Below are 26,540 nucleotides of genomic sequence, written 5' to 3'. Positions count from 1 at the left end.
CCATCGAGCAGATCAAGGCGATGATCGCCGAGGGCCGGCTGGAGCCGGGCCAGCGCCTGCCGACGGAACGCGACCTCGCGGCACAGCTCGGTATCTCGCGCAGTTCGATGCGGGAGGCGATCCGTGCGCTCACGGTCCTGGGCGTGCTGGAGGCCCGGCACGGCTCGGGCATCTACGTCACCCGGCTCGAGGCCGGGGACCTCCTGGAGACCTTCGGCGTGGTGGCCGACCTCTCGCGCGGGCAGCGCCTGGTGGAGCTGCTGGAGGTGCGGCGGGTCCTGGAGTCGACGGCGACGGCGCTGGCGGCCGCCCGTATCACGGATGACCAGCTCGCCGAAGTGGAGAGGCACTTGGCCGCGATGAACGCGACGGACGATCCGGAGGAGATCCTCGCGCACGATCTCGCCTTCCACCGGGAGATCGCTGTCGCGGCGGGCAACGAGACGATGGCGGCGATCCTGGAGGGCCTGTCCTCGCGGACGTTCCGCGCCCGTGTGTGGCGCGGCTATCAGGAAGAGGGCGCCTTCGCGCGCACCCGCCGCGAGCACGCGGCGATCCACCGCGCCCTGGCCGCGCACGACCCGGAGGCGGCCCGGGCGGCGGCCGCCGCGCACGTCGGCGAGGTGGAGGAGTGGCTGCGCAGCCGGCTGCCCTCCTGAACGGCACCCTCGCGGCGGCACTGTTCACCGGTGCGGCCTCCGGCACCTCGTTGTCCAGTCCCAGATCGGTCTCGACGTCGTGGCCGACCACGGTGAACTCTGCACGCTCGGACCAGGATCGTGCAGTCCTGGACCACTGCCGCTGACCGGACTCTGCGAGAAAGGCAGCACGCACATGGAAGGAGCGCACGTGGCCGACGCAGCGATGGGTGACGACGTCTACCAGCCGGACGGTTCCGAGGTGCAGGACGACGCCGGGCTGCTGGACGCGTCCGACACCCTGGACTACCGGGCCGGTGACCAGGCGCTGGACGAGGGGTACTCTCCGCCGGAGCGGCCCTGGGGCGTGGACCGCACGGGCGTCACGGCGTCGGAGCGGCAGCGGGGGGAGAGTCTGGACGAGCGCCTGGCGGAGGAGGTACCGGACATCGGCGTCCCGGACGGCGACGGTGTCGGGGACGCCTGGGACACGGACGGCGAGCTCATCGACGACGAGGTCGGCGATGCGCGTGCCGGACGACTGCTCGCGCCCGACGAGGGCAGCCACGAGAACACCGAGTCCGACCTGGTCGCTTACGACGTCGGGCTGGACGGCGCCGGCGCATCGGCCGAGGAGGCCGCGATGCATGTGGTCCCCGACTCCGACACCTACTGACGCACGGCTGGCGCCGGGGGCGCCTGCTTGAGGGGAGCGAAGACGCGCTGCGCCGCGACCGCGGCACCGCCCCGGGCCCACTCCTCGAAGGGCAGCGGCCGGACCACGAGATCGCAGTCCGCCGCGGCGCCGAAGGCGTGATCGGCGAAGGTCTGCCGGATCTGGTCGGCGAACAGGTCGTAGGACGCCACTCCCTCACCGGAGATGATGATCCGTTCCGGGCCGATGAGGTTGGCGACCGAGGCCAGCGCCAGGCCCACGGCATGGCCGGCGCGGGCGAAGACGGCCCGGACGGCAGGGTCGCCGGCGTGGGCGAGCCGGACCGCCTTCTCCATGGTCAACTCCGGGTCACCGGTGGCCTGGCGGGCCTGTTCGGTGATCGCGTGGGTTGAGGCGACCGCTTCGACGCAGCCGGTGTTGCCGCAGGTGCAGGTGCGTTCGGTGCCGCCCACCGGGAGGTGGCCGATCTCGCCCGCGACGCCGTGCGCACCCGAGACCACGCGGCCGGCGATGGAGAGACCGGCGCCGATGCCGGCACCGACGGTGACCAGAGCGAACGACGACAGCCCGGCACCGGCGCCGAACCACTGCTCGGCCACGGTCAGGGCGCGGACGTCGTTCTCGATGACCGTCGGAGTGCCGGTGGCCGACTCGACCAGCTGAGCCAGCGGTACCCGGCGCCAGTCGAGGAAGGGTGAGTACTGCACGGTGCCGGTCTGGCCGTCCACGTCGCCGGAAATGGCGACCCCGATGCTGTGGATCCCCTCGGGCCCCGCCGCGCCTGCCGCCGCCCGCAGCTGATCCACCAGGCGGGCGATCGCCGTCACCACGGTGCCCACATCCCGCGAGCCCAGAGCGGCCCGCCGGGACGCCAGCGGCTGAGCGGTCAGGTCGGCCAGCACGCCGATGAGTTCGTCCCCGGTGGCCTTGACCCCGATGAACCGGGCGCGTTCCGCTCGGACCGCGATCAACGTCGCCGGACGGCCGTTGACCCGCTCGACCGCGGGCCGGCCCACCTCGGCGATCCAGCCGTCGTCGATCAGCGGAGTGGCCACCTTGGTGACGGCCCCGGGTGACAGCCCGGTCCGCCGCCCGATCTCGGCACGGCTCAGCGGGCCGTACTGGAGCAGGGTCTGGAAGACCAGGGCGGCAGCGGGGGGCTGGTCGGCGAGGCTCATGAGGAAAACCTACATTTCCCGAGGAAAGTAAATCAACCGCGCTTCTCACTCCACGCGACCACCCCTACGTCGACTCGAGGAGCAACAGGGCACGGCAGCCTCGGACTTCCCCTCGAGGGCATCGGATTTCTATGAGCCGACTATGTTGACGCTGGAAGGAAACCGTGACTACATTCGCCGCACTCCTCGTCGGAGCGGACGGGACGGATCCGCGCCGGGGAGGGGAGTGGCCACACATTCCCCGTTGGTCCTCAGTTGTTCTCTCCTCGGTGGCGCTCCGGGACGACCACCACCGAGGGAGCTCCCACCACCCTCGATCCCCCAGGCGGAAGACCGCTTGCGCTCGCGCCGAGATGGAGTACATCCATGGCTCGTCCAGCTCGACCCGCACGCCTCAGAACACTCACCTGTGCCACCGCCCTGGCGGTGGCCCTTGCCGCACCCACCGCGTGGGCCACCACCCCGTCGGGTGCTTCCGGCACCCAGGCATCCGAAGCGACGGCCGCCTCGACGGTGGCCGCGAAGCCGTACATGGGCTACAGCACTTGGAGCCTGGAGTCCACCAACTTCCCCGGCTACGGCGGGGAGAAGTGGCTCACCGAGGCCCATGTGCTGCAGCAGGCCGACGTCCTGGCCTCGAAGCTGAAGTCCCACGGCTACGAGTACGTCAACGTGGACGCCGGCTGGAACGTCGACGACGGCAGGAACGTCGCCGACGACTACGCCCGCCCGACCGCCGACCTGAAGAAGTTCCCGCACGGCATGAAGTACGTCGGGGACTACCTGCACCAAAAGGGGCTGAAGTTCGGTCTCTACCTGGCGGTCGGCCTCTACATGGACTACTACAACGACGGCAGGACGCCGATCCACAACGCGCCGGGCTGCACCACCAAGGACATCGTCTACCCGGACCTACGGAAGACCAGCGGCTGGGACAACGTCTCCTACCAGCTGAACTTCGCCAGCCCCTGCACCACCAAATACATCCAGTCCATCGCCGACGAACTGGCCGACTGGGGCGTGGACTTCCTCAAGATCGACGGAGTCGGCCCCGGTTCCTTCCAGGGCGACGAAGCGCACAACAACGTGCCCGACATCCAGGCGTGGCACACCGCGCTGCAGAACACCGGCCGCCCCATCCAGTTCGTCCTGTCCTGGTCGCTCAGCCACAACCAGGCCGACGTCTGGAAGGCCAACTCCAACGGGTGGCGGGTCGACACGGACGTGGAATGCTACTGCGACACGCTGGTGACCTGGAACAACTCGGTCAAGCAGCGCTGGAACGACGTCGTCCAGTGGATACCCGACGCCGGTCCCGGCCACTGGAACAACCTCGACTCCCTCGACGTGGGGGTCGGTGCCATGGACGGCATCAACGACGTCGAGCGGCAGAGCTACATGACGCTGTGGGCCATCGAGTCCGCGCCGCTGTACATCGGTGACGACCTCACCAAGCTCGACTCCTACGGTCTGAAGCTGCTCACCAACGACGAGGTCATCGCGGTCGACCAGGCGGGGCACCCGGCCAAGCCGGTCAGCCAGGACACGCCCCGGCAGGTCTGGTACGCCCGCAACCCGGACGGCAGTTACACCGTGGCGCTGTTCAACCTCGGCAGCGGCTACGCGGACGTGACCGCGAACTGGAGCGACCTGGGCATCGGCGGCAAGGCGGCGGTCCGTGACCTGTGGAGCCACAAGAACCTGGGATCGGTCGGCGGTTCCTTCACCGCCGACCTGCCGCCGCACGGCTCACGTCTGCTGCGTCTGACCCCGAGCAGCACCGGCACCCACCCCGGCGTCCCGCTCGCCGTGCACGGCACCGCCTCCACCGCCACCAGCGTCTCGCTCGCCTGGGACGCGGTGAACTCCGGTACCACGACGACGGGTTACGACGTCTACGCGAACGGGGCGAAGGCCGCCACGGTCACCGGCACCTCCGCCACCGTGAGCGGTCTGAATGCCGCCACCGGCTACTCCTTCACCGTGGTCGCCCACGACGCCAGGGGCCGCGTCTCCGCGCCGAGCAAGGCCGTTGCCGTCACCACGCCGGCGGCCGGCGGGCCGGTCTCCTACGAGGCCGAGGCACCGGGCAACACGCTCAGCGGCAACGCGAGCATCGCGGACTGTTCCGAGTGCTCAGGCGGCAAGAAGGTCGGCAACCTCGGCTACAACGGATCGGTCGCCATCACCGACGTGACCGTGCCCAAGGACGGCACGTATCTGATGAAGCTCGACTACACGGACGGCTCCTCCGGCCGCACGGTCGTCGTCACCGCCGGTGGGACGTCCTTCCAGCTGCCGCTGCCCGGTACCAACGACAACAACTGGGGCCACCCGCAGTCGGTCACCGTGCCGGTTCAGCTCAAGGCGGGTGCGAACACGATCAGCTTCGGCAACCCCTCGGACTACGTGTCCGACGTGGACCGGATCACCCTCTGATCCCCCGTCCGCCGTCCGTCTGATCCCCCCGTCCGCCGTCCGTCGGCGATCCCCCCGCCCGAACACGTAAGGAGAGTGCCGTGGTGGTCACATCACAGGGCGACCCCAAGACGCCGGTCCCACCGCCGTCCGCCGCGGTGGCCACCACGGCCGCCCGGTCGGGCAAGCCGCGCTCGGTCCGCAACCCGGGCCGCCACACCCCGAGCAGGTCGGCGGCGGCCCGGCGCCGGGACCTGCCGGCCGCCCTGCTGCTGATCCTCCCCGCCGTGGCCGGCTTCGCCGTCTTCTTCGCCTATCCGACCCTGCGCGGCATCTACCTCAGCTTCACCGACTTCCACGTCCTCACCCCGCCGCACTGGGTGGGACTGGCCAACTTCCGGGAGATGTCCGGTGACGACGTCTTCTGGCACTCCCTGCTCGTCACCGTCTACTTCGTCGTCCTGTCCGTGTGCTTCGGCACCCTGATCTCCCTGGTGACGGCGGTGGTGCTGCACCGGGTGGCCCGGTCGTCCGTCCTGCGCGGCGTGATCCTGCTGCCGTTCCTGATCTCCAACGTCATCGCCGCCCTGGTCTGGCAGTGGATGCTCGACCCGCAACTCGGCGTGGTCAACATCGTGCTCAGGCACCTGACCGGCCACTCGATCCTCTTCTTCGGCAGCGGAGGATGGGCGATCCCCTCACTCGCCGCGATCAGCGTCTGGAAGTGGATGGGCTACTACGCCCTGCTGATCTTCGCCGGCCTGCAGACCGTCCCGCCGACCGTCTACGAGGCGGGCCGGGTCGACGGCGCGAGCGAGGTGCAGATGTTCCGCCGGCTGACGGTGCCCCTACTGCGGCCGATCCTCGTCATGGTGGTCGTCCTGACGGTGATCAACTCCTTCCAGGTGTTCGACATCGTCCAGGTCACCACCAGGGGCGGCCCGGCCAACGCCTCGAACGTGCTGCAGATGTACATCTACGACAAGGCCTTCCGGCAGTTCGACTTCGGTTACGCAGCCACCCTGTCACTGGCGCTGTTCGCCCTGCTCATCACGGTCACCTTCACCCAGCTGCGGCTCGCCCGCGCGGGCGAGTCCGACCTCAGCTGAAGGAGGCCGACGTGGCTGTCACCCTCACACCCGGCCGGACGGCCGTTCCGCGCCGGCCCCGCCGGCAAACCCGCAGGTTCTCACCCGGCAGGATGGCCGCCTGGACCTACCTCGGCGTCGTCGTCGTGGCCACCCTCTTCCCGTTCTACTGGATCCTGCGCACCGCCCTGTCGAACAACTACAAGCTGGCCACCAACCCGTCCTCGCCGCTGCCGGTCGGCTTCACCTGGGGCGCGTTCGAGCGGGCCCTCGGCATCGCCTCCACCGCCGAGGCGCAGGCCCAGGGCGGCTCCGGCGCCTCCCTCGACATCGCGTTGTACCTGCGCAACTCGCTGATCTACGCGTCCGCGCAGACGGCGCTGATCGTGCTGTTCTCCGCGTGCGCCGCCTACGCCTTCTCCCGGCTGCACTGGCGCGGCCGCAACCTGGTGTTCAACGTCCTGATCAGCGCCCTGATGGTGCCCGGCGTGTTCACGCTGCTGCCCAACTTCGTCCTCGTGAAGGACCTCGGACTCACCGACACCTTCGCCGGGCTGATCCTGCCCGGCGGTCTCTTCCAGGCGTTCACGCTGTTCTTCCTGCGGCAGTTCATGCTGGGGCTGAGCAGCGAGGTCGAGGAGGCCGCCATCATCGACGGCGCCGGACCGCTGCGGATCTTCCTGCGGATCATCCTGCCGATGTCGTCCGCACCGCTCGCCACCGTGTCGCTGCTGATGTTCGTCAACGCCTGGAACGACTACTTCTGGCCGCTGCTGATCACCAACGGGCAGAACGTGCAGCCGCTGACCCTCGCGCTGGGGGTCTTCAAGCAGTCCTCACCGCAGGCCGCACCGGACTGGGCGGGGCTGATGGCCGCCGCGCTCATCGCGGCGCTGCCGATGCTGCTGCTCTTCATCGCCTTCGGCAAACGCGTCGTCAACTCCATCGGCTTCTCCGGCCTGAAGTGACCGGCTCCCCACCTCGATCGGACGGCACACCCATGCACTCCACCGACCTCGTGCTGCGATGGCCCGCGCCCGCGGCCGAGTGGACCGAGGCCGCGCCCGTCGGCAACGCCCGGCTCGGCGCGATGGTCTTCGGCGGCGCCCACAGGGCCCGGATCCAGCTCAACGACTCCACCGTGTGGTCGGGAACCCCCAGCGGCCCGGCCACCGCCCTCGCCGCGGTCCGCGCGGCCGGCGCCGGACCACGGCGGCTCGAGGAGGTCCGCGCCGCGCTCCGCTCCGGCGACCAGGACCGGGCCGAGGCACTGCTGATGGCCTTCGAGGGGCCGTACAGCCAGGAGTACCTGCCCTACGCCGACCTGTGGCTGACCGTGTCCGGCGGCGAGCGGGCCGACTACCGCGGCCGGACCCTCGACCTCGACACCGCGGTGGCCGAGGAACGCTTCGACCTCGACGGCACGGCGGTGCACCGCCGGGTCTGGGCCGACGCCGTGACGGGCACCCTGTGCGCGACGGTGGACGCCGCGGGCGGCACCGTGGACCTGCGGGTCGAACTGTCCACCCCGCTGCGGGAGGTGCACCGGTCGGCCACCGTCCGTGGGCTCACCCTGGGCGTGGAGATCCCGGTGGACGGCGCGCCCGCCCACGAACCCGACGTCGCCGAACCCCTGCGGTACGCCGACGGACCCGTCGACGGCTACGACCCCTTCGGCGCGCTCGCCCTCGCCCTGAGCACCGACGGCGAGGTGACCGTCGCGGACGGCAGCCTGCTCGTGGCGGGCGCATCGCACGTCCTGGTCACCCTCGCCAGTTCCACCAACGCCGCCCGCCACTGGAGCGGACAGCCCTTGGCGGACCGCGCCGCCCACCTCGAGGCCGCGCCCCGTACGGCCGCGCACGCCGCCGTCCGGGGCGCCGAAGACCTGCTCAAGGCCCACGAAGCCGATCTGCGCGGCCTCCTCGGCGGCACCGCCCTGCGCATCGGCGGCCGGCGCGGCGGCACCCACGACGTGGCACGCGACATCCTCGGCGGGGACGACGAACGCCTCACCGCCACCGTGCTGTTCCAGCTCGGCCGGTACCTGCTGGCCACCGCCTCCCGCCCGCACGCCGGTCCCCCGGCCAACCTCCAGGGCATCTGGAACGCCGATCTGCGCCCCGCCTGGTCGTCCAACTACACCCTCAACATCAACGCCCAGATGAACTACTGGGGCGCGGAAGCCGCCGGCCTCGCCACCTGCCACGAGCCGCTGTTCGACCTGCTGGACCGGCTCGCCGCCGAGGGCAGCGAGGTGGCGCGGCAGCTGTACGGCGCCCGAGGCTGGGTGGCGCACCACAACAGCGACCCCTGGGGCTGGGCGCTGCCGGTCGGCATGGGCCACGGCAACCCCTCGTGGGCGATCTGGATGATGGGCGGCGCCTGGCTGTCCCAGCACCTGTGGGACCACTACGAGTTCACCCGCGACCTGGACTTCCTGCGGGAGCGGGCCTGGCCGCTGCTCAGCGGCTGCGCCGAGTTCCTGCTCGACTGGCTGGTCGACGACGGCACCGGGCACCTCGACACCCTCCCCTCGACCTCTCCCGAGAATCTCTTCCTGGACGCCGACGGCACCCCCAGGTCACTGACCCGCTCCTCGGCGATGGACATGGCGCTGACCCGGGCCACCTTCGAGCGCGTTCTGACAGCGGCCGACATCCTCGGCGTGGACACCCCGTTGGCCGGCGAGATCCGCGCCGCGCTGCCCAGGCTGCGGCCGCCGCGGATCTCCGCCGACGGCCGGCTCCAGGAGTGGGCCGAGGACCTGCCCGAGGCCGACCCGCACCACCGTCACCTCTCCCATCTGTCCGCCGTGTACCCGCTCGGCCTCATCGATCCCGACACCACCCCCGGACCGGCCGAGGCCGCGCTGAGGTCCCTGGACCGCCGCGGCCCGGGCGCCATGGGCTGGTCCTGGGCGTGGAAGATCGCCCTGCGGGCCCGGCTGCGCGACGCCGCCACCGCACGGAGACTTCTGCTTCAGGCGAGCCGCCCGCTCGACGGCGACCCCGGCGCCGACGCCCCGGTCGACGGATCACGTTGGGGCGGACTGCTGCCCAACCTCTTCTCCACCCATCCGCCCTTCCAGATCGACGGCAACTACGGCTTCATGGCCGCCCTCACCGAGATGGTGCTGCAGAGCCACACCGGCACCCTCCACCTCCTGCCCGCCCTGCCCGCCGAGTGGCCGGAGGGCGAGGCGAGGGACCTGCGCTGCCGCGGCGGCCTCGCCGTCGACTTCGCCTGGAGCGGCGGCGCGCTCACCTCGGTCACGGTGCGTCGCCTCGCCGGCGACGACGCCGAGCCGGTCCGGGTCCGCCATCGGGACCGTGGTGTCGTCCTGCGCGTCCCCGCCAGGACACGGGTCACCCTCGACGCGGATCTGCGTCCGCGAGGGGAGCCGGTGCCGTGCTGACCGAGCAGGATCTGCCCGAGTTGTTCTCCTACCGCAGCGCGTACCGGGAGCCCGCCGACTTCGACGCCTTCTGGAAGGACACCCTCGCCGAGGCACGTGCCCGGCAGGAGGCCGCGCTGGACCTGACGCCGGTGGCGACCGGTCTGGAGACCGTGGACGTCTTCGACGCCGTCTTCCCGGGCTTCGACGGGCATCCGGTGCGCGGCTGGCTGCGCATGCCCAGGCGGCGGTCCGGCCCGCTGCCCGCCGTGGTGCAGTTCCACGGCTACGGCAGTGGGCGCGGCGCGCCCATCGACGACCTGTTGTGGGCGTCGGCCGGATACGCCCATCTGCTGGTGGACGCCCGCGGTCAGGGCGGCGCCTGGGCGGGCGGCGGCGGCACGCCCGACCCGGTGGGCAGCGGCCCCGCACATCCCGGCTTCCTCACCCGCGGCATCGAGGACCGGACCACCTACGTCTACCGGCGCGTCTTCACCGATGCCGTCCGCGCCGTCGAGGCGCTGCGCGGCCGCGCCGACCTGGTGGACCCGGCCAAGGTCGCCGTCGTCGGCCCCAGCCAGGGCGGCGGAATCGCACTCGCGGTCGCCGGACTCGTACCCGGCATCGCGGCCGCGCACTTCCAGGCGCCCTTCCTGTGCGACATCCGGCAGGCCACCCGGCTCACCGACGCGGAGCCCTATGCCGAGATCGTCGGCTATCTGGCCGCCCGCCGGAACCGGGTGGAGCAGACCTTCGAGACGCTCGGCTACTTCGACGGGCTGGCCTTCGCCCGCCGGGCAACGGCACCGGCCTGGTTCTCCGCCGGGCTGCGCGACGAGGTGTGCCCGCCGGTCACGGCGATCGCCGCGTACCACGCCTACGCCGGGCCCAAGCAGCTGCGGCTGTGGGAGTTCAACGGCCATGACGCCGGCGGCACCGAGGACCTGGCCACCGCACTGAGCGCGTTCGGCGCGCTCCTGAAGACGTCGTCCCGTCCGCCAGGGGTGCCGTCCCCCGCCCCTGCGTCCGAAGGAAAGAAGGAACGATGAGAAAAGTCATGGGCCTGCGCAAGGCCGTGGCGCTGGGCGCCACGCTCACCCTTGCCGCAGTGGTCTCCGCCTGCTCCTCCGGCTCCTCGGGCGGCGGCGGTTCCAGGACCGTCAACTGGTGGACCTGGGACGACAAGCAGGCCGCCGCATACGAGGCGTGCGCCACGGACTTCGAGAAGGCCCATCCCGGTGTCACGGTGAAGATCTCCCAGTACAACGTGGCGGACTACTTCACGAAGCTGACCGCCGGGTTCGTGGCGGGCAGCGCGCCCGACGCCTTCCAGAACAGCGTCCAGTTCTTCCAGGCGTACGCGTCCCAGCACCAGCTGATGCCGTTGGACGACTTCATCGCCAAGGACAAGTTCGACCTGTCCCGCTTCTCGGTCGGTGTGGACGCCTGGAAGTTCACCGACGGCAAGCAGTACGCCCTGCCGCTGGACTGGGCGGCGACCGGCATCTACTACGACGCGGACGCGCTGGCCAAGGCCGGGTACGGCAAGAAGGACGTCGAGTCGCTGACCTGGAACCCCGACGACGGCGGCACGCTGGGCAGGATGATCGCCCACCTGACGATCGACACCAAGGGACGCCGCGGCGACCAGCCCGGCTTCGACAAGGCGCACGTCAAGACCTACGGCTACGGACAGGTCGCGGCCAAGGACTTCATCGGCCAGACCACCTGGAGCCCGCTGGTGGACACCACGGGCTGGCGCCTGGGCGACAAGCCCACCTGGCCCACGGTGTTCAACTACACCGACCCGCGGTTCGTGAAGACCATGGACTGGATCCGCTCGCTGACGAACAAGGGCTACGCACCGAAGATCGGTGACTTCGCGGGCAGTGTCAGCGACGTGGACCTGCTGTCGTCCGGCAAGGTCGCCATGGAGAGCGCCGGCTCGTGGGAGGCCGCGACCTTCGTGAAGATCCCGCACCTGAAGGTCGGCATCGCCCCCACTCCCTACGGCCCCGACGGCCGGACCAGGGCCGTGCTCAGCAACTCCAACGGCAACAACATCTGGGCCGGCACCAGGAACCCGGACCTGGCCTGGCAGTGGGTTTCCTACATGGGCTCCGAGTCCTGCCAGTCCAAGGCTTCGCAGACAGGTACATTCTTCCCGTCGATCCCGGCCGCCATGGACTCCTCGGCCAAGGCGCTGGCCGCCAAGGGCGTGGACCTGTCCGTCTTCACCGACATGCTGAAGAACAAGGTCCTCTACCCCTCCCCGGTCTACGGCAACGGCGCCGCCCTGCAGGACGCGCTGGAGCCGATGTTCGAGGCGTACTTCGCCGGTCAGAAGGACGACTCCGTGTTCACGGACATGCGGGACAAGAGCAGGACGCTGCTCGCGAAGAGCTGAACCACCGAAGGCAACCGGTTGTCCGGGCGCCGGACGCGGCCCACGACCAGGGTTCCGTCCGGCGGGCCGGAGCCATGAAAGGACTCTGCATGCCTGAGACCACCGCGCGGATCCTGGCCCTGCGCGCGGCCGGCACCTCACTCGTCGTCGAACTCGCCGAGCCGGTGCCCAGAGTCCTGCACTGGGGAGCCGACCTGGGCGAGCTGACGGAGGACGGCCTGGCGGCGCTCGCCCTGACCGGTGAGCCCGCCGTGCTGAACAACTCCATCGACATCCCGCGCCGGTTCACCGTCTGGCCCACCGAGGCGGACGGCTGGTCCGGCACCCCGGCCCACCAGGGCCATCTGGCCGGCAGCGCCGCCGCCCCGCGGCTCAGCCTGGCCGGGACGTCGTACCGCCCGCAGGCCGAGGGCGGGGAGCTGTCCCTGGACCTCACCGACCCCGGAGCCGGACTCGACGTCACCGTCACCTACCGCCTGGAGCCCTCCGGTGTCCTCAGCGTGCTGACACGGATCGACCGCCGGCCGGACGCCGCCCCGGAGCCGTACGACCTCGCTCAGGTCACCACGATGCTGCCTCTGCCCCGCCGGGCCGCGGAGATCCTGGACTTCACCGGCAAGTGGAGCCGGGAGCGCTCTCCGCAGCGCCGCCCGCTGGGCTTCGGCACGTACGCCCGCGAGGTGCGGCGCGGCAAGCCCGGCCTGGACTCGCCCTACCTGGTGACGGTCGGCGTGCCGGGGTTCGGTTTCCGCCAGGGCGAGGTGTGGGGCGTGCACCTCGCCTGGAGCGGCGACCAGCGGTATCTGGTCGAGCAGCTGCCGGAGGGCGCGGGCACCCACGCCGCGGTGCTCGGCGGCGGAGAGCTGCTGCGGCCCGGGGAGATCCGGCTCGCCCCCGGTGAGTCGTACACCACGCCGGTGTGCCACTTCACCTGGTCCGATCAGGGCCTCGACGGGCTCGCGGACCGTTTCCACACCCTGCTGCGGGCCCGGGCCGCCCATCCGCGGTCCCCCCGCCCGCTGATCCTCAACAGCTGGGAGGCGGTGTACTTCGACCACGATCTGGACCGGCTGCTGCGGCTGGCCGACAAGGCCGCCGAGGTCGGTGTCGAGCGTTTCGTGCTCGACGACGGCTGGTTCCGCGGGCGACGCTCGGACCACGCCGGGCTGGGCGACTGGACGGTGGATCCGGTGGTGTGGCCCGAGGGGCTGACGCCGCTGGTGGACCATGTGCGCTCACTCGGCATGGAGTTCGGGCTGTGGGTCGAGCCCGAGATGGTCAACCTGGATTCCGACCTGGCCAGGGAACATCCCGACTGGGTGCTCGGCCCGGCGCGCGGCGTCGGACCGTCCTCCCGGCACCAGCACGTCCTGGACCTGGCCAATCCGCAGGTGTGGGACTACCTGCTGGACGCCCTGGACGCCCTGGTGGAGAAGTACGGCATCGGCTATCTGAAGTGGGATCACAACCGGGAGCTCCACGAGGCCGTGCACGGCGTCGCCGACCGCCCCGTCGCGCACGCCCAGGTCCTCGCGCTGTACCGGCTGATCGACGCCCTCAAGGAGCGCCACCCGGGGCTGGAGATCGAGAGCTGCGCCAGCGGCGGCGGCCGGATCGACCTCGGCATTCTGGCCCGCACCGACCGGGTGTGGGCCTCGGACTGCAACGATCCGGTGGAGCGGCAGACGATCCAGCGGTGGACGGCGCAACTGCTGCCGCCCGAGCTGATCGGCGCCCACGTCGGCTCCGACACCAGCCACACCACGGCCCGGGTCAGCTCCGACGCGTTCCGGCTGACCACGGCCCTGTTCGGGCATGCCGGGATCGAACAGGACATCACCCGGTGCGCCCCCGAGGAACTCGCCCGGCTCACCGCCTGGGCCGCGCTCTACCGCGAACTGCGCCCCTTGCTGCACGGCGGCCGCACGGTGCGCGCCGACCTCGCCGGCGACGCGACCCTGCTGCACGGAGTCGTGGCGCACGACGGCGCCGCCGCGCTGTACTGCTGGGCCCGGGTGGCCACCTCGCCCGAGGGGCAGTCCGGGCGGGTGCAGCTGCCCGGACTCGCCCCCGAGGCCACCTACCGGGTACGGGTCCGTACCGAGCTGGGGCTGCCGTCCTTCCACCAGACCTCCGGGCCCGCGTGGCTGACCGCCGCACTCGACGACTGGCTGACGCTGCCCGGTGCGGTGCTCACGGTGGCCGGACTGCCCATGCCCAACCTGAACCCGGACCAGGCGCTGCTGCTGGAGGTCCGGCGGAACGACTAGGCAAACGGCGGGTCGTCCGAGGGTGACTCTGGTGACAGGTCTCCCTCGGGCTCTCGACGTGGCGCCGCCCGCACGGCACAGTGCTGCTCGTACTCGCCAGTACGCCCATGCGCCAACCGCGCCGAGCACCGACAGGGAGCGCCCGTGACCAGCTGGGTCGGCCGGACCGCCGCCGAGATCGCCGCCGCCGTACGGGAGAAGCGGGTCACCCCGCGGGAGGTGGTGGCGGAGCACCTCGCGCGGATCGAGGAGCTGGACGGCCGCGTCGGCGCCTTCCGCCGGGTCCGCACGGAAGCCGCGCCGGCCGAGGCCGAGGAGGTCGCGGCGCGAGCGGACCTCGCCGATCTGCCGCTGGCCGGCGTTCCCGTGGCGGTCAAGGACAATCTGGCGGTGCGCGGCGAGTCGACGCGCAACGGCTCGGCGGCGACCCCGGACACGCCCGCCGAGCGGGACCATGTCACGGTGGCCCGGCTGCGCGCTGCGGGCGCGGTGGTGGTCGGTCTCACCAACGTGCCGGAGCTGTGCGTCTTCGGCACCACCGAAGGGGTGCACGGGACCGCCCGGAACCCGTGGGACCCGACGCGCACGGCGGGAGGCTCCTCCGGCGGCAGCGCGGCGGCGGTGGCCGCCGGGATGGTGCCGGTCGCGCTCGGCAACGACGGGATGGGGTCGCTGCGCATCCCGGCCGCGAACTGCGGCCTCGTCACCATCAAGCCCGGCCACGGCGTGATCCCCGCGGGCATCGGCAACGGCGACTGGTTCGGCATGTCCGAGAACGGGCCGCTGGCGACGACGGTGGAGGACGCACAGCTGATGTTCGACGTCCTGGCGGGCGCAGGGGAGGACCGGGTTTCGGGAACCGCGCCGCGCAGGATCGCGCTGTCCCTGCGCAGCCCCCTGCTCGGCGTCACCGTGAGCCGCCCGTACGCGGACGCGGCTCGCGCGGCGGCCGCACTGCTGTCGAGGGCGGGTCACGACGTGCGTCCGGACGAGCCGCCGTACCCCTGGTGGCTGGGCACCACGTCGCTGGCGCACTGGACGGCGGGTACCGCGGTGGACACGGAGGGCCTCGATCCGCGGCGGCTGGCCAGGCGCACCCGGGTGCACGCGGCGGTGGGGCGGCGTTTCGTCGGGAGCGTGCGGTCCGGTGACCGCCGCGAGCAACTGCGCAGGCTCCTCGAACCGTTCTTCGCCGCGCACGACGTGCTGCTCACCCCGGCGCTCGCCCGTCGCGGCCCGGTCGCCGATTCCTGGCACGAGCGCGGCTGGCTGCGCAACGTGCTGACGAACACGGCCTACTCCCCCATGACCCCGCCGTGGAACCTCACGGGCTGGCCGGCGATGTCGGTTCCGTTCGACACCCTCCCGAACGGCGCGCCCTGCGCGGTGCAGCTGGTGGGACGGCCGGGCTCGGAGCGGGAACTGCTGGTGCTGGCAGGCCAGTTGCAGTCCCTGCGGCCCTGGCGGCGCACCGCACCGCTGGGCCGGGGCGGTGCCGCACGCTCCGCACCGGCCGGTTGAGCACCCGTCCTACTGGTTGGACTTCGCGACGCTGATGTCACCGAGCGCCGACTCCGGGTCCCGTTCGATGGCCAGGTCGCCGAGGGACACGATGCCCACGGGCTCCCCGTTCTCGACGACCGGGACACGGCGCACGGAGTGCTCGCGCATCAGCCGTACCGCGCGCTCCAGTTCGTCCTCGGGGCTCACGGTGACCAGGTCGCCGCTGCACGCGCGATCCACCGTGGTCTCCCGTGGGTCCGCTCCCTCCGCGACCGTGCGCACCACCAGGTCGCGGTCGCTGACCAGCCCGCGCAGCCGGTCGCCCTCCGTCACGAGGACCGCGCCGATGTTCTGGTCGCGCATCACCTGGGCCACGGTCGCCACCGGGGTCTGCGGTTCGACCGTCACGGGTGCGGCGGTCATGATGTCGCGTACGTGCTGGGCCATCATGTCTCCCTTCACGCATTGCTGCGGTGCCGGTCACCGCGTTCGGCCGCCGGGTACCCGGCGAACCCGACGCATCACCCGGTCGTTTCGGCCGGTACGCACGGGGCGTTCCGCAGAGAAGTGGCACACGTCACCGCAGCCCGTTTCCCCGCGCCGTCACGGGGGACTCGGTCAGCAAGCGCCGTGAGGCCCCGGTGAGACGGGCCCGGCGCTCGAGGATGCAGAAGGAAGATGAACTGTCGTGACCGCACAGCCGAGTGAGAAGCCCGTCGTCCGCCCGCCCGAGACCGGTTGGGCTCAGGCCCGCCGTCTGCGCGACAACCGCCTGCGCACCTGTGTGCCGGCTGTCGACGACGGGAAGAGGCCCTGGCCGCGCCGTGACCCCGAGGGAAACATCGTCCGGGGCGAGGACTGAGGGCCGAGGACCGACCGGGCCATTTGGCTGCTGCGTACACGCTTCACCGACGAGGGCGTGGGTACCCAGGGGGGGTTGACGAACGCGAGCGCGCGGCGCTTCCCCCTGGGCGCGGGAGGGCCTCCCCCTCCGCGGCCCGTTTCGCCGCGTGGACGACATGCCCGGAAGGCGGCAACCACATGAGCGAGAACCCGGTCAAAGGCATCAAGGACAAGCTGGCCGACGCGCTGCGGGGCGACGGGCAGGCGGACGGCGGCATCCCCGGCAGGCCCGGCGCCGAGCCGCCCGAGGTGGCCGAACCCACCGAGCCCAGGCCGCCGCTGCCGCCCAAGCCCGACCAGACGACCCCGGCCGCGGTCAGCCCGACCGGCCGCCCCACGGAAGCCGACCCGGCGGCGCGCGCCCAGGACGGTCCCTACCTCACCACCGCGCAGGGCAACCGCCTCTACGACACGGACCACTCCCTGAAGGCCGGTGAGCGCGGGCCCGTCCTGCTCCAGGACCACCATCTGCGTGAGAAGATCACCCACTTCGACCACGAGCGCATTCCCGAGCGGGTCGTCCACGCCCGCGGCGCCGCGGCCCACGGGGTGTTCCAGAGCTACGGCACCGCCGCGAACGTCACCAGGGCCGCCTTTCTCCAGCGGGACGTCGAGACACCGGTGTTCGTACGGTTCTCCACGGTGCTCGGTTCCCGGGGGTCGGCGGACACCGTGCGCGACACCCGGGGCTTCGCGACCAAGTTCTACACGGGCGAGGGTGTCTTCGACCTCGTAGGCAACAACATCCCGGTGTTCTTCATCCAGGACGCGATCAAGTTCCCGGACGTCGTCCACGCCGCGAAGCCGCACCCCGACCGGGAGATCCCGCAGGCGCAGAGCGCGCACGACACGTTCTGGGACTTCGTGACCCTGCACACCGAGGCCACGTTCCACACGATGTGGAACATGTCCGACCGGGGCATTCCGCGCTCGTTCCGGATGATGGAGGGCTTCGGCGTCCACACCTTCCGGCTGGTCGACGCCGAGGGCGCCACCACACTGGTGAAGTTCCACTGGAAACCGAGGCTCGGCGTGCACTCCCTGGTGTGGGAGGAGGCCCAGCTCATCGGCGGCACGGACCCGGACTTCCACCGGCGCGACCTGGCCGACGCGATCGAGGCGGGCGCGTACCCCCAGTGGGAGCTGGGCATCCAGACCTTCCCGGACACTCCCGAACAGACCTTCGAGGGCATCGATCTGCTGGACCCGACGAACATCGTCCCCGAGGAACTGGCACCGGTGCAGCCGGTCGGTCTGCTCACGCTGAACGCCAACCCGTCGAACTTCTTCGCCGAGACCGAGCAGGTCGCCTTCCACCCCGGCCATCTGGTGCCCGGTATCGACATCACCGACGACCCGCTGCTGGCCGGCCGCCTCTTCTCCTACCTGGACACCCAGATCACCCGCCTGGGCGGACCCAACTTCGCGCAGATCCCGGTGAACCGCCCGCACGCCCCGGTGAACGACATGCTGCGCGACGGCATGCACCAGACCGCCGTGCACACCGGGGTGGCGCCCTACCGGCCCAACTCCCTCGACGGCGGCTGCCCGTTCGTCGCCGGCACGGGCGACCCCGGGGGCGCGGGCGACCACGCGTACGTCGAGGCTCCGGTGCGGATCCCCGAGGCGACGAAGTCCCGGACGGCACCCGCGTCCTTCGCGGACCACTTCACCCAGCCGAGGATGTTCTGGCTGAGCCTGAGCCCGGTGGAGCGGGAACACCTGGTCGCCGCCTACACCTTCGAACTCGGCAAGTGCTACGAACAGGCCGTCAAGGAACGGGGACTGCGGGTACTGGCCAACATCGATCCCGAGCTGTGCGAACAGGTCGCCGCCGGCCTCGGCCTGCCCGCGCCCGAGGCCACCGTGCCGATCGTCGCGGTCGACCCCAGTCCCGCCCTGTCGCAGGTGGGCGAGACCTGGCCGCTGGACGGGCGCGTCATCGGTGTCGTCACCGACGGCAGCACCGACCTGGACGGTCTGCGTGCGGTGCGGGACGCGGTGTTCACCGCGGGCATGGTGCCGCTGGTCATCGCTCCCACCGGCGGGAAGCTCGACCCGGAGGGCGAGCCCGTCACCGTCCAGCGCAGCTTCGCCACCGCCCGGTCCGTCGAGTACGACGCCGTGCTGGTGGCCGGCGCTCCGGCGCCCGCCCCCGACGCGTACGGCGCACGCGACGCGAAGGCCGGGGAGCCCGGAGCCGACGGCAGCGTCGATCCCCGGGTGCTGCTGATGCTGGCGGAGGCCTTCCGGCATGGCAAGGCGATCGGTGGCTGGGCCGGCGCCGAGGCCGCGCTCCAGGCGGCCGGTGTACCCACGGACGCTCCCGGTGTGGTGACCGCCCGGACCGGTTCCGACGCGCTCCAGCAGATCACCGGGCTGCTGACGAAGCACCGCGTCTGGGAGCGGTTCGCCTCCCGCGTGTGACCGCCGGCGGCCCCCACGTCGGTGTGTCGAACCGGACGCCCCGGGGACTCGGACCGGGAGCCCGGTACTCGGAAGACCGGTGCGACCCCGCCGTGCGGCAGGACCGGAGGAGCTGAACATGCGAGCACTGACCTGGCAGGGCCGACGCGACGTCCGCGTGGAGACCGTCCCCGACCCGCGGATCGAGAAGCCCGACGACATCATCGTCAGGGTCACTTCCAGTGGGATCTGCGGTTCCGACCTCCACCTGTACGAGCTCTTCGGTCCCTACATCGACCAGGGCGACGTCCTGGGGCACGAACCCATGGGCGTCGTCGAGGAGGTCGGGCCGGAGGTTCGCACACTCAAGCCGGGCGACCGAGTGGTCATCCCGTTCAACGTCTCATGCCGTGACTGTTTCATGTGCAACCAGGGCCTGCACTCGCAGTGCGAGACGACCCAGGTCCGCGAGCGCGGCACCGGCGCCGCCCTGTTCGGGTACACCAAGCTCTACGGACAGGTGCCGGGCGGGCAGGCGGAGCTCATGCGGGTGCCGTTCGGCGACAGGCTGCCCATCAAGGTGCCCGAGGGGCCGCCGGACGACCGGTATGTCTACCTGTCCGACGTGCTGCCGACCGCGTGGCAGGCGGTGGAGTATGCGGCGGTGCCCGAGGGCGGCAGCGTGGCCGTCCTGGGCCTCGGGCCCATCGGCGACATGTGCACCCGGATCGCCCGGCACCAGGGCGCCGGTCTGGTCATCGGGGTGGACCTGGTGGACGAGCGGCTGGAGCGCGCCGCGGCACACGGAGTCACCTGCTTCGACCTCCGCCGGCACAGCGGCAAGGACCTGACCGAGGCCGTGCGGGAGCTGACCGGCGGGCGGGGACCGGACTCCGTGATCGACGCCGTCGGTATGGAGGCGCACGGCGCGCCGTTCGCCAAGGCCGCGCAGTGGCTGACCGGTCATCTGCCCGACGCGGTGGCGCAACCGCTGATGGAGCACGCCGGAGTGGACCGGCTGGGGGCGCTGCACACGGCCATCGACCTGGTGCGCCGCGGTGGCACCCTGTCCGTCTCCGGGGTGTACGGCGGGGCCGCGAGCCCCATGCCCCTGTTGACCATGTTCGACAAGCAGGTCCAGGTGCGCATGGGCCAGGCGAACGTCTGGAACTGGGTGGAGGACATCCTGCCCCTGCTCACGGACGAGGACCCCCTCGGCGTGGACGGTTTCAAGACGCACGCCATGCCGCTCGAGGACGGCCCCAAGGCCTACGCGATGTTCCAGGCCAAGGAGGACGGCATGGTCAAGACACTGCTCAAGCCGTGACCGCCCTGAGGACCGAGCCCGAGGTGACGTACCCATGCCGACGAAGGAACTGTCGACCGAGGACCTGCGTGACATCGCCGAGCGGCTGACCGCAGAGGCGGACGCGCTGCGCGTGGAGCTCGCGGCGGCCGAGGCGCAGATGTCCGCCCTGTCCGCGGACTGCGACCTGGACGCGGGCGACGCGAGCGCGAAGGCGACCGCCCTCGAGAGCCTGCGCACCGACACCGAGCGCGCCCGGACGCTGCTGGACCGGATCCTCACCACCCTGTCCCGGGTGGGGGCGCCCGGCTTCGGCCGGTGCACGGCCTGCGGTGGCGAGATCGGCCGCGACCGTCTGCTGGCGGTACCGCACACGGACCTGTGCATCGCCTGCGCACGGACGGGGGCGGACGCCGGGACGTGAAGCCGGCGTCCGCCCGAAGCCGTGCCCGCCCGAACCGGGACCGGCGTGCGCCCGGTGCCGGTGTGCGCGTGCACCCGGTGCCGGTGGGCGTCGTCAGACGTCCCGCTTCTCCAGCGGCCGTACGGCCGGCCCCTGCAGGACGCGTCCCTCGGCGTCGAAGCGGGAACCGTGGCACGGGCACTCCCACGCCTGCTCGGCGCGGTTGAAGGCGACGAGGCAGCCCAGGTGGGTGCAGCGCGCCGACACGGCGTGCAGCTGACCCGAGTCGTCCCGGGACACGGCGCACACATGGCCGCCGACGCGCAGCACCGCACCGTCTCCCGGGGCGATGTCGTCGACCGAGCCGCCGCCGACGAACGGCGCGAGACGGTCACCCACGAAGTGCTGGGCGACCTTCGCCTGGTACTTGAGGAAGGCGGGCGCCTCCCTCAGGACCGTGCCGACCCGGCGCGGGTCGTACAACTGAGCCCACGGCGGCTCACGCCCGTCGATCAGCGCGGACAGCAGGAGCCCCGCCATGACACCCCCGCTGAGCCCCCAGCCTCCGAAGCCCGTGGCGACGTAGGTGTGGCGGCTCGCCGGGTGCAGGGGCCCGACGAGCGGCACGGTGTCCGAGGAGTCGTTGTCCTGGGTGGCCCAGCGATGCCTGAACTTCAGGGGCCCGAAGTGCTCGGTGGCCCAGTCGGCCAGTCGGGCGAGGTGTTCCCCGGTGTCGGAGGTGCCCGGCGTGAAGTGCTCGCCGGTGACGATCAGCAGACGCGTGCCGTCCTGGTAGGGGGTGGTGCGGATCGACCGCGTGTTCTCCTCGGGAGTGATGTACATGCCCTGCGGCGCGCGTCCGGCGTCGATCGGTGCCGTCAGCACGACCTCCCGGCGCGGCGAGAGACGGGCGAAGAGCAGCGCGCGGTCGAAGATCGGGTAATGGGTCGCCACCACGACGTCCTGTGCCGTGACCGTGTGCCCGGACTCGGTGGTCAGACGGCAGGGCTCGCCTTCGTGCAGCCCGGCCACGCGGGTGTGCTCGTACAGCTGTCCGCCACCGCGCACCAGCGCCTCGGCGAGCGCGAGGAGGTACTTGCGCGGATGGAACTGCACCTGGTCGGCCACTCTGACCGCCCCCGCCACGGGAAAGGGCAGATCGGTGTCGGTGACGAACTCGGCGGGCAGCCCCGCCTCCCGCGCGGCCTCCGCCTCGGCGCGCAGCTCGGACACACGGTCGTGGTCCGTCGCGTAGGTGAACGCCGGTGCTGTCTCCCAGTCGCAGTCGATGCCGAGTTCGTCCACCAGCTCGGCGGCACGGCCGATCGCCTCCAGCTGGGAACGTCCGTACAGCCGCGCGCCGTCGGCGCCTCGGGTCCGGCGCAGTCGCTGGTAGACGAGGGAGTGCAGCGCGGTGAGCTTGGCGGTCGTGTGCCCGGTGACGCCCTCGGCGAGGCGGCCGGCCTCCAGCACCGCCACACTGCGGCCGCCGCGTGCCACCTCCCAGGCGGTGCTCAATCCCGCCATCCCGCCCCCGACGACGGCCACGTCGACGGTGATGTCCTCGGTGAGGGCCGGCCGGGGAACTCCGGGCGCCGTTTCGATCCAGTACGACGTCTGCGTGCCGATGTGGTCACTCATGGCGCACCGAGTTCCCCGGGGCGGGCCGTCGAAGCGCGGCCGGTCAGGGCAGCGGCGTACCGCCCGTGGCGTTGACGATCTCGGCGGTGATGTAGCTGGCGTGCTGCGAGGCGAGGAAGACGTACGCGGGAGCGATCTCGGCCGGCTGGGCGGGCCTGCCCAAGGGGGCCTGCTTGCCGAACTCGGTGGTGTCCGGGAGCGTCGCCGGGATCAGCGGCGTCCACACGGGCCCCGGGGCCACCGCGTTCACCCGGATGCCGTCGGAGGCGACCATCTGCGCCAGGCCCTGCGTGAAGGTGACGATGGCGCCCTTGGTCGTGGCGTAGTCGAGCAGGTGCGGACTGGGCTTGTACGCCTGGACGGACGTGGTGTTGATGATCGACCCGCCGGGCGGGATGTGCGGCAGCGCCTTCTTGCACAGCCAGAACATGCCGTACAGGTTCGTCCGCATCACCCGGTCGAACTGCTCCGTGGTGATGGCCTGGATGCCGTCGGACTGGGCCATCTGGTACGCCGCGTTGTTGACCAGGACGTCGATGCGCCCGAACTCGGAGAGCGCCCGCTCGATCAGCCGGTCGCACTGCTCCTCGTCACGGATGTCGCAGGAGACCGGGACCGCCTTGCGCCCCGCGTCCTCGACCAGACGCGCCGTCTCACGGGCCTCGCCGCTCTCCTGCTCCAGATGGGTGAACAGGACGTCCGCGCCCTCCCGTGCGTAGGCGAGCGCGACGGCGCGTCCGATCCCCGAGTCGCCGCCGGTGATGACCGCCTTCCGGTCCGTGAGAAGGCCGCTGCCGCGGTACGACTCCTCCCCGTGGTCCGGCGGCGGGTCCATCGGGCCGGTCCAGCCCGGGTGCGGCTGGTCCTGCTGGGGGAACTCCGGCTGGGGATACTGCTGTCCGGGGTGCTGAGGTGCGTTGTCGTTCACGGTGCGCCGAGTCCCCCACCGGGCGGGATCGACACATGCAGGACGCATCCGACCGGACACATCGAACGCGATGTTCTCGACCAGCACGGCCGGATGTGCGGCCAGTCGCCGGCCGTCGCCTCTCGCCGTCGCCTCTCCGATCAGCATGGGCGTGCGTCTGGCACGCCCATGCCGTCAGTGATCACGACGGGTCCGACGGGTCAGTCCACACTCGGCAGGATGTGCGGCTCGGCGAGGTCGTCCTCGTAGCCGGCCAGCCGGATGGGGGCGGAACGGGCCCACACGTCCAAGCTGCCGAGCTTCTTCTCGGTACGACGGGCCCCGCGCTCCATGCGTTCCTTGGGGCGCTGTTCGTGATGCGTCTTCTCCGGTGTCACCGCGCACTCCTTATGTGTCGGGTAACCCTCAGGACGTCCGGTCCAGTGTGCCGCTGTGCCCTCGACGTCCGGTCGAGTATGGGTCAGAAAGGTCGGACGCGGTGGCGCCGGCAACTCGTGCGAGAGCAGGCCGTGGTGACCGACCTGCCCCGGGACGGACCGTGGGTGTGGGTAGGACCCCAAAGACTGTCCGTACACCTCAGGTTAACCAAATGAGCGGGCTCCCGCTCGATGGGGCTGAAACAACCGTGTAACTGTCTTGAGTCGTACGGCATCCATCGGCCGGATTTTTCGCCGATTCGACCGGCTTCGGTGCGGTTCGCGCCACCCGTTCGGTCCCCTCCTCGAACTGCTCACCGGTACGGCAGGTGTACGGACCGCCCGGACCCACGGCGTCCAGCGGCCCGCGCACCGGGCGCGTAGAAGTGGGCGCGGACACGGTGCAGCCACGCCTCGACGGCCGTCTCGTCGGGCCGCTGCGGCAGGGCGGCGCGTGCCTCGCCGAAGGCGTTCTCGTAGAACCGGAGCAGGGGCAGCGCGGCCGTCGGGTCGGTGGCCACACGCTCGCCGAACTCGTGGTACTCCTGCGGGTTCTCCACGCGGAGGGTCAGGCGCCCTGTGGTGTACAGCTCCAGGCCCTGGTGGCAGAGCCGCTTGAGGTGGCGGGCGTGTTTGGCGGTGCGTCTGCGGGTGTCGGCGGAGAAGGAGCCGTCCCCTCGGGACTCCAGGCGACGGAACTGCTGGGTTGCGTAGCCGAGATAGGCGTCACGGACGCGCTTGGCGCTCAGGAAGGACGTCCGGATGCCGATCAGCTCGTCGCCGAGCTCGGTGCGCACCTCGTACAACTCGTCCGGGAGCCAGACCAGTTCCATCGCGGTCGGATTGCCGCCGAGCGCGAGTCGGCACCACTTCGCGGCCTCGTGCAGGGTGCGGTCGGGGGCGGTGGAGACGTGGGACTCCTTGGGCGGGCGCAGTCCGTGCAGCCGCTCCGTGGCCGCCGCGAACAGGCCGAGCCGGTCCACGTCGGAGCCCTCGTGGGCGAGCCCGTACGCGGTGGACCCCACGATGCCGGACAGCAGGACGTTCGGGACGGGCACGATCGCCGCCTTCCTTGGTTCTCACGCTGCGCCGGGACGGCCGCAGTCAGTGGGGACGTGAGGTCATGGCGGGACGTTAACCGCCGGGCCGGGGGCACGGCGAAGGGTTTTCGCACGTGCGCCCCGGGGCCTCAGCCTCCGGGGCGCACGTGCGAGGGACCGGCAGTCGCTCAGGGAAACAGCGCGATCCCGAACAGGATCAGCAGGATGATGCCGACGATCATCACGACGGTGGCCCAGGAGCCGCGGTGCTTCACCGGCTCGGTGGGTCCGCCGCCGCGCGGCCGGTCCTCCGGCAGGATGCAGTCCGCCGGACGATCGGACATGTAGAACTGCTCGTCGCTCGGGTAGACGTTGCGGGGATCACCGGCGGCGCGGGGATCGATCTCATGTGGAGTGGACATGGGACCTCCTAGCGCGGTGCTCGTCGAGGACGAGTTCCCGGCCGGCGCCGGATGACACGTCAAGGGCGCCGCGTCACCGCCTTCGGGCCGCTTCCGGGCTCACCACTTCCCCGGCGCGTAGTCCTTCAGGAAGACGCCGTACAGGTCCTCGCCCTGTTCGCCGCGCACAATCGGATCGTATACCCGGGCCGCACCGTCCACGAGGTCGAGAGGCGCGTGGAAGCCCGCGTCCGCCAGGCGCACCTTGTCCGGATGCGGGCGCTCGTCCGTGATCCACCCGGTGTCGACGGCGGTCATCAGGATGCGGTCCTTCTCGAACATCTCCTCGGCGCTGGTGCGGGTGAGCATGTTCAGGGCGGCCTTGGCCATGTTGGTGTGCGGGTGGCCGGCGCCCTTGTAGCCGCGGCTGAAGACGCCTTCCATGGCGGAGACGTTCACGATGTAGGTGCGGCGGGCCTGCGACGCCGCCATCGCCGGACGCAGGCGGCTGATCAGGATGAAGGGCGCCGTGGAGTTGCACAGCTGGACCTCGAGCAGCTCGATGGGCGTGACCTCCTCGACCGTCTGCACCCAGCTGTTGGTGTCGTGCAGGTCGGGGACGAGGCCGCCCGCGTCGATGGCCGTACCGGCCGCGATGCGTTCCAGGGACGCCGAGCCGGAGACCAGCGCGAGGTCGGTGACGTCCTGCGCGGTCAGCGCGCCACCGCCCGCCACGGGCAGCGCGGCCACGACCCCGGAGCCGAACGTGCCGATGACCTCGGCGGCCGGCAGCTCGCCCGCCGGGAGCGGGGCGGACTCGGCGGCCACCAGTTCGCTGTAGGCCTGGGGGGAGCGGCGCACGGTCTGCGCCGCGTTGTTGATCAGGATGTCCAGCGGTCCTTCGGCGGCGACCGAGTCGGCGAGCGCCACCACCTGGGCCGGGTCGCGCAGGTCGATGCCGACGATCTTCAGCCGGTGGATCCACTCGTCGCTGTCGGGCTGGGCCTTGAAGCGGCGGATCGCGTCGTTCGGGAAGCGCGTGGTGATCGTGGTGTGGGCGCCGTCGCGCAGCAGGCGCAGCGCGATGTACATGCCGATCTTGGCGCGGCCACCGGTGAGCAGGGCACGCTTGCCGGTGAGGTCGGCGCGGGCGTCGCGGCGGGCCCGGTTCTCGGCGGCGCACTTCTGGCAGAGCTGGTGGTAGAAGTAGTCGACCTCGACGTAGCGGGTCTTGCAGACGTAGCAGGAGCGGGGGCGCTGGAGTATCCCCGCGATCCGGCCGGCCTCGGTGGCCGAGGACGGCAGGATGCCCTCGGTCTCGTCGTCGATGCGCTGCGCGGAGCCGGTCGCGGTGGCCTCGGTGACCGCCTTGTCGTGGGCGGTCTTGGCGGCGCGGCGCTCCTGGCGGCGGCGCTGCTTGACCGTGCGGTAGATGTGCGAGGTGGCGCGGCGCACCTTGATCGCGTCGGGGTGGTCGACGTCGAGCTTGTCCAGCTCCTCGAGCACGCTGAGGCAGACGGC

22 protein-coding genes are annotated in these 26,540 nt (G+C 71.4%); 14 read left to right on the top strand and 8 right to left on the bottom strand.

Annotated elements, in window-relative coordinates:
* The first annotated feature begins 2 nt into the window (after positions 1-2).
* Together C3488_RS33415 and C3488_RS33410 are read left to right on the top strand one after the other, a co-directional pair.
* Positions 3-659 (top strand): FadR/GntR family transcriptional regulator, encoded by a 657-nt coding sequence (locus C3488_RS33415; protein ID WP_258053816.1) that lies wholly within the window; start codon positions 3-5, stop codon positions 657-659.
* A gap of 205 nt (positions 660-864) precedes the next feature.
* Positions 865-1,314: a DUF5709 domain-containing protein gene (locus C3488_RS33410; RefSeq protein WP_258053817.1), complete on the top strand. Its 450-nt coding sequence runs from the start codon at positions 865-867 to the stop codon at positions 1,312-1,314.
* On the opposite strand, the gene C3488_RS33405 is transcribed toward C3488_RS33410, so the two are convergent.
* Positions 1,308-2,492 (bottom strand): ROK family transcriptional regulator, encoded by a 1,185-nt coding sequence (locus C3488_RS33405; RefSeq protein WP_103844638.1) that lies wholly within the window; start codon positions 2,490-2,492, stop codon positions 1,308-1,310. The genes C3488_RS33410 and C3488_RS33405 overlap by 7 nt on opposite strands.
* A 366-nt stretch (positions 2,493-2,858) precedes the next feature.
* Here C3488_RS33405 and C3488_RS33400 point away from each other — a divergent pair, with 366 nt between their 5' ends.
* The 8 genes from C3488_RS33400 to C3488_RS33365 all read left to right on the top strand — a co-directional run bounded on the left by C3488_RS33400 (position 2,859) and on the right by C3488_RS33365 (position 15,593).
* Positions 2,859-4,931: a fibronectin type III domain-containing protein gene (locus tag C3488_RS33400; RefSeq protein WP_103844637.1), complete on the top strand. Its 2,073-nt coding sequence runs from the start codon at positions 2,859-2,861 to the stop codon at positions 4,929-4,931.
* An 80-nt stretch (positions 4,932-5,011) separates the two neighbouring features.
* Positions 5,012-6,019: a carbohydrate ABC transporter permease gene (locus C3488_RS33395; protein ID WP_103844636.1), complete on the top strand. Its 1,008-nt coding sequence runs from the start codon at positions 5,012-5,014 to the stop codon at positions 6,017-6,019.
* A gap of 11 nt (positions 6,020-6,030) precedes the next feature.
* On the top strand, positions 6,031-6,966 hold the full coding sequence (locus C3488_RS33390; RefSeq protein ID WP_103844635.1) for a carbohydrate ABC transporter permease: 936 nt from the start codon (positions 6,031-6,033) through the stop codon (positions 6,964-6,966).
* A 32-nt stretch (positions 6,967-6,998) separates the two neighbouring features.
* Entirely contained in the window at positions 6,999-9,416 is a 2,418-nt protein-coding gene (locus C3488_RS33385; RefSeq protein ID WP_103844634.1) for a glycoside hydrolase N-terminal domain-containing protein, read from the top strand.
* Positions 9,410-10,444, top strand: a complete 1,035-nt coding sequence (locus C3488_RS33380) for an acetylxylan esterase (protein WP_103844633.1) — start codon at positions 9,410-9,412, stop codon at positions 10,442-10,444. The genes C3488_RS33385 and C3488_RS33380 overlap by 7 nt, the downstream gene beginning before the upstream one ends.
* Positions 10,441-11,802, top strand: coding sequence for a sugar ABC transporter substrate-binding protein (locus C3488_RS33375; protein WP_103844632.1), 1,362 nt, complete (start codon positions 10,441-10,443; stop codon positions 11,800-11,802). Before C3488_RS33380 ends, C3488_RS33375 begins: the two co-directional genes overlap by 4 nt.
* 89 nt (positions 11,803-11,891) lie before the next feature.
* The gene (locus C3488_RS33370) at positions 11,892-14,072 is read left to right on the top strand and encodes an alpha-galactosidase (protein WP_103844631.1); all 2,181 of its coding nucleotides are present in this window, start codon (positions 11,892-11,894) and stop codon (positions 14,070-14,072) included.
* 144 nt (positions 14,073-14,216) lie between these two features.
* Entirely contained in the window at positions 14,217-15,593 is a 1,377-nt protein-coding gene (locus C3488_RS33365) for an amidase (protein ID WP_103844630.1), read from the top strand.
* Positions 15,594-15,602: 9 nt separating this feature from the next.
* Here C3488_RS33365 and C3488_RS33360 read toward each other — a convergent pair whose 3' ends face one another.
* Entirely contained in the window at positions 15,603-16,022 is a 420-nt protein-coding gene (locus tag C3488_RS33360; protein ID WP_103844642.1) for a CBS domain-containing protein, read from the bottom strand.
* A 241-nt stretch (positions 16,023-16,263) separates the two neighbouring features.
* Here C3488_RS33360 and C3488_RS40895 point away from each other — a divergent pair, with 241 nt between their 5' ends.
* The 4 genes from C3488_RS40895 to C3488_RS33345 all read left to right on the top strand — a co-directional run bounded on the left by C3488_RS40895 (position 16,264) and on the right by C3488_RS33345 (position 20,614).
* On the top strand, positions 16,264-16,437 hold the full coding sequence (locus tag C3488_RS40895) for a hypothetical protein (protein ID WP_181139301.1): 174 nt from the start codon (positions 16,264-16,266) through the stop codon (positions 16,435-16,437).
* A gap of 179 nt (positions 16,438-16,616) precedes the next feature.
* Positions 16,617-18,905, top strand: coding sequence for a catalase (locus C3488_RS33355; protein WP_103844629.1), 2,289 nt, complete (start codon positions 16,617-16,619; stop codon positions 18,903-18,905).
* Positions 18,906-19,023: 118 nt separating this feature from the next.
* The gene (locus tag C3488_RS33350; protein WP_103844628.1) at positions 19,024-20,211 is read left to right on the top strand and encodes an alcohol dehydrogenase catalytic domain-containing protein; all 1,188 of its coding nucleotides are present in this window, start codon (positions 19,024-19,026) and stop codon (positions 20,209-20,211) included.
* A gap of 34 nt (positions 20,212-20,245) precedes the next feature.
* On the top strand, positions 20,246-20,614 hold the full coding sequence (locus C3488_RS33345; RefSeq protein WP_103844627.1) for a TraR/DksA C4-type zinc finger protein: 369 nt from the start codon (positions 20,246-20,248) through the stop codon (positions 20,612-20,614).
* Between the two features lie 93 nt (positions 20,615-20,707).
* Here C3488_RS33345 and C3488_RS33340 read toward each other — a convergent pair whose 3' ends face one another.
* The 6 genes from C3488_RS33340 to C3488_RS33320 form a co-directional block, all read right to left on the bottom strand.
* Positions 20,708-22,234 carry an FAD-dependent oxidoreductase gene (locus C3488_RS33340; RefSeq protein ID WP_103844626.1) on the bottom strand — a complete coding sequence of 509 codons (1,527 nt, stop codon included), beginning with the start codon at positions 22,232-22,234 and terminating at the stop codon, positions 20,708-20,710.
* A 43-nt stretch (positions 22,235-22,277) separates the two neighbouring features.
* A complete protein-coding gene (locus tag C3488_RS33335; RefSeq protein ID WP_258053815.1) occupies positions 22,278-23,162 on the bottom strand; it encodes an SDR family oxidoreductase in 885 nt (294 codons plus the stop codon).
* Between the two features lie 200 nt (positions 23,163-23,362).
* Positions 23,363-23,539: a hypothetical protein gene (locus tag C3488_RS40890; RefSeq protein WP_181139300.1), complete on the bottom strand. Its 177-nt coding sequence runs from the start codon at positions 23,537-23,539 to the stop codon at positions 23,363-23,365.
* 353 nt (positions 23,540-23,892) lie between these two features.
* The gene (locus C3488_RS33330; protein WP_103844625.1) at positions 23,893-24,636 is read right to left on the bottom strand and encodes a DNA polymerase beta superfamily protein; all 744 of its coding nucleotides are present in this window, start codon (positions 24,634-24,636) and stop codon (positions 23,893-23,895) included.
* 170 nt (positions 24,637-24,806) lie between these two features.
* Positions 24,807-25,040, bottom strand: coding sequence for a hypothetical protein (locus tag C3488_RS33325; protein WP_103844624.1), 234 nt, complete (start codon positions 25,038-25,040; stop codon positions 24,807-24,809).
* A 99-nt stretch (positions 25,041-25,139) separates the two neighbouring features.
* Positions 25,140-26,540, bottom strand: a 1,401-nt coding sequence (locus tag C3488_RS33320; RefSeq protein ID WP_103844623.1) for an SDR family oxidoreductase, incomplete at its 5' end; no start/stop codon positions are given.

Origin of the sequence: Streptomyces sp. Ru72, assembly GCF_002920635.1 — a bacterium.
In the GTDB taxonomy this organism is placed as follows: Bacteria; Actinomycetota; Actinomycetes; order Streptomycetales; family Streptomycetaceae; genus Streptomyces.
This window is presented reverse-complemented; position numbering and strand designations above follow the sequence as displayed.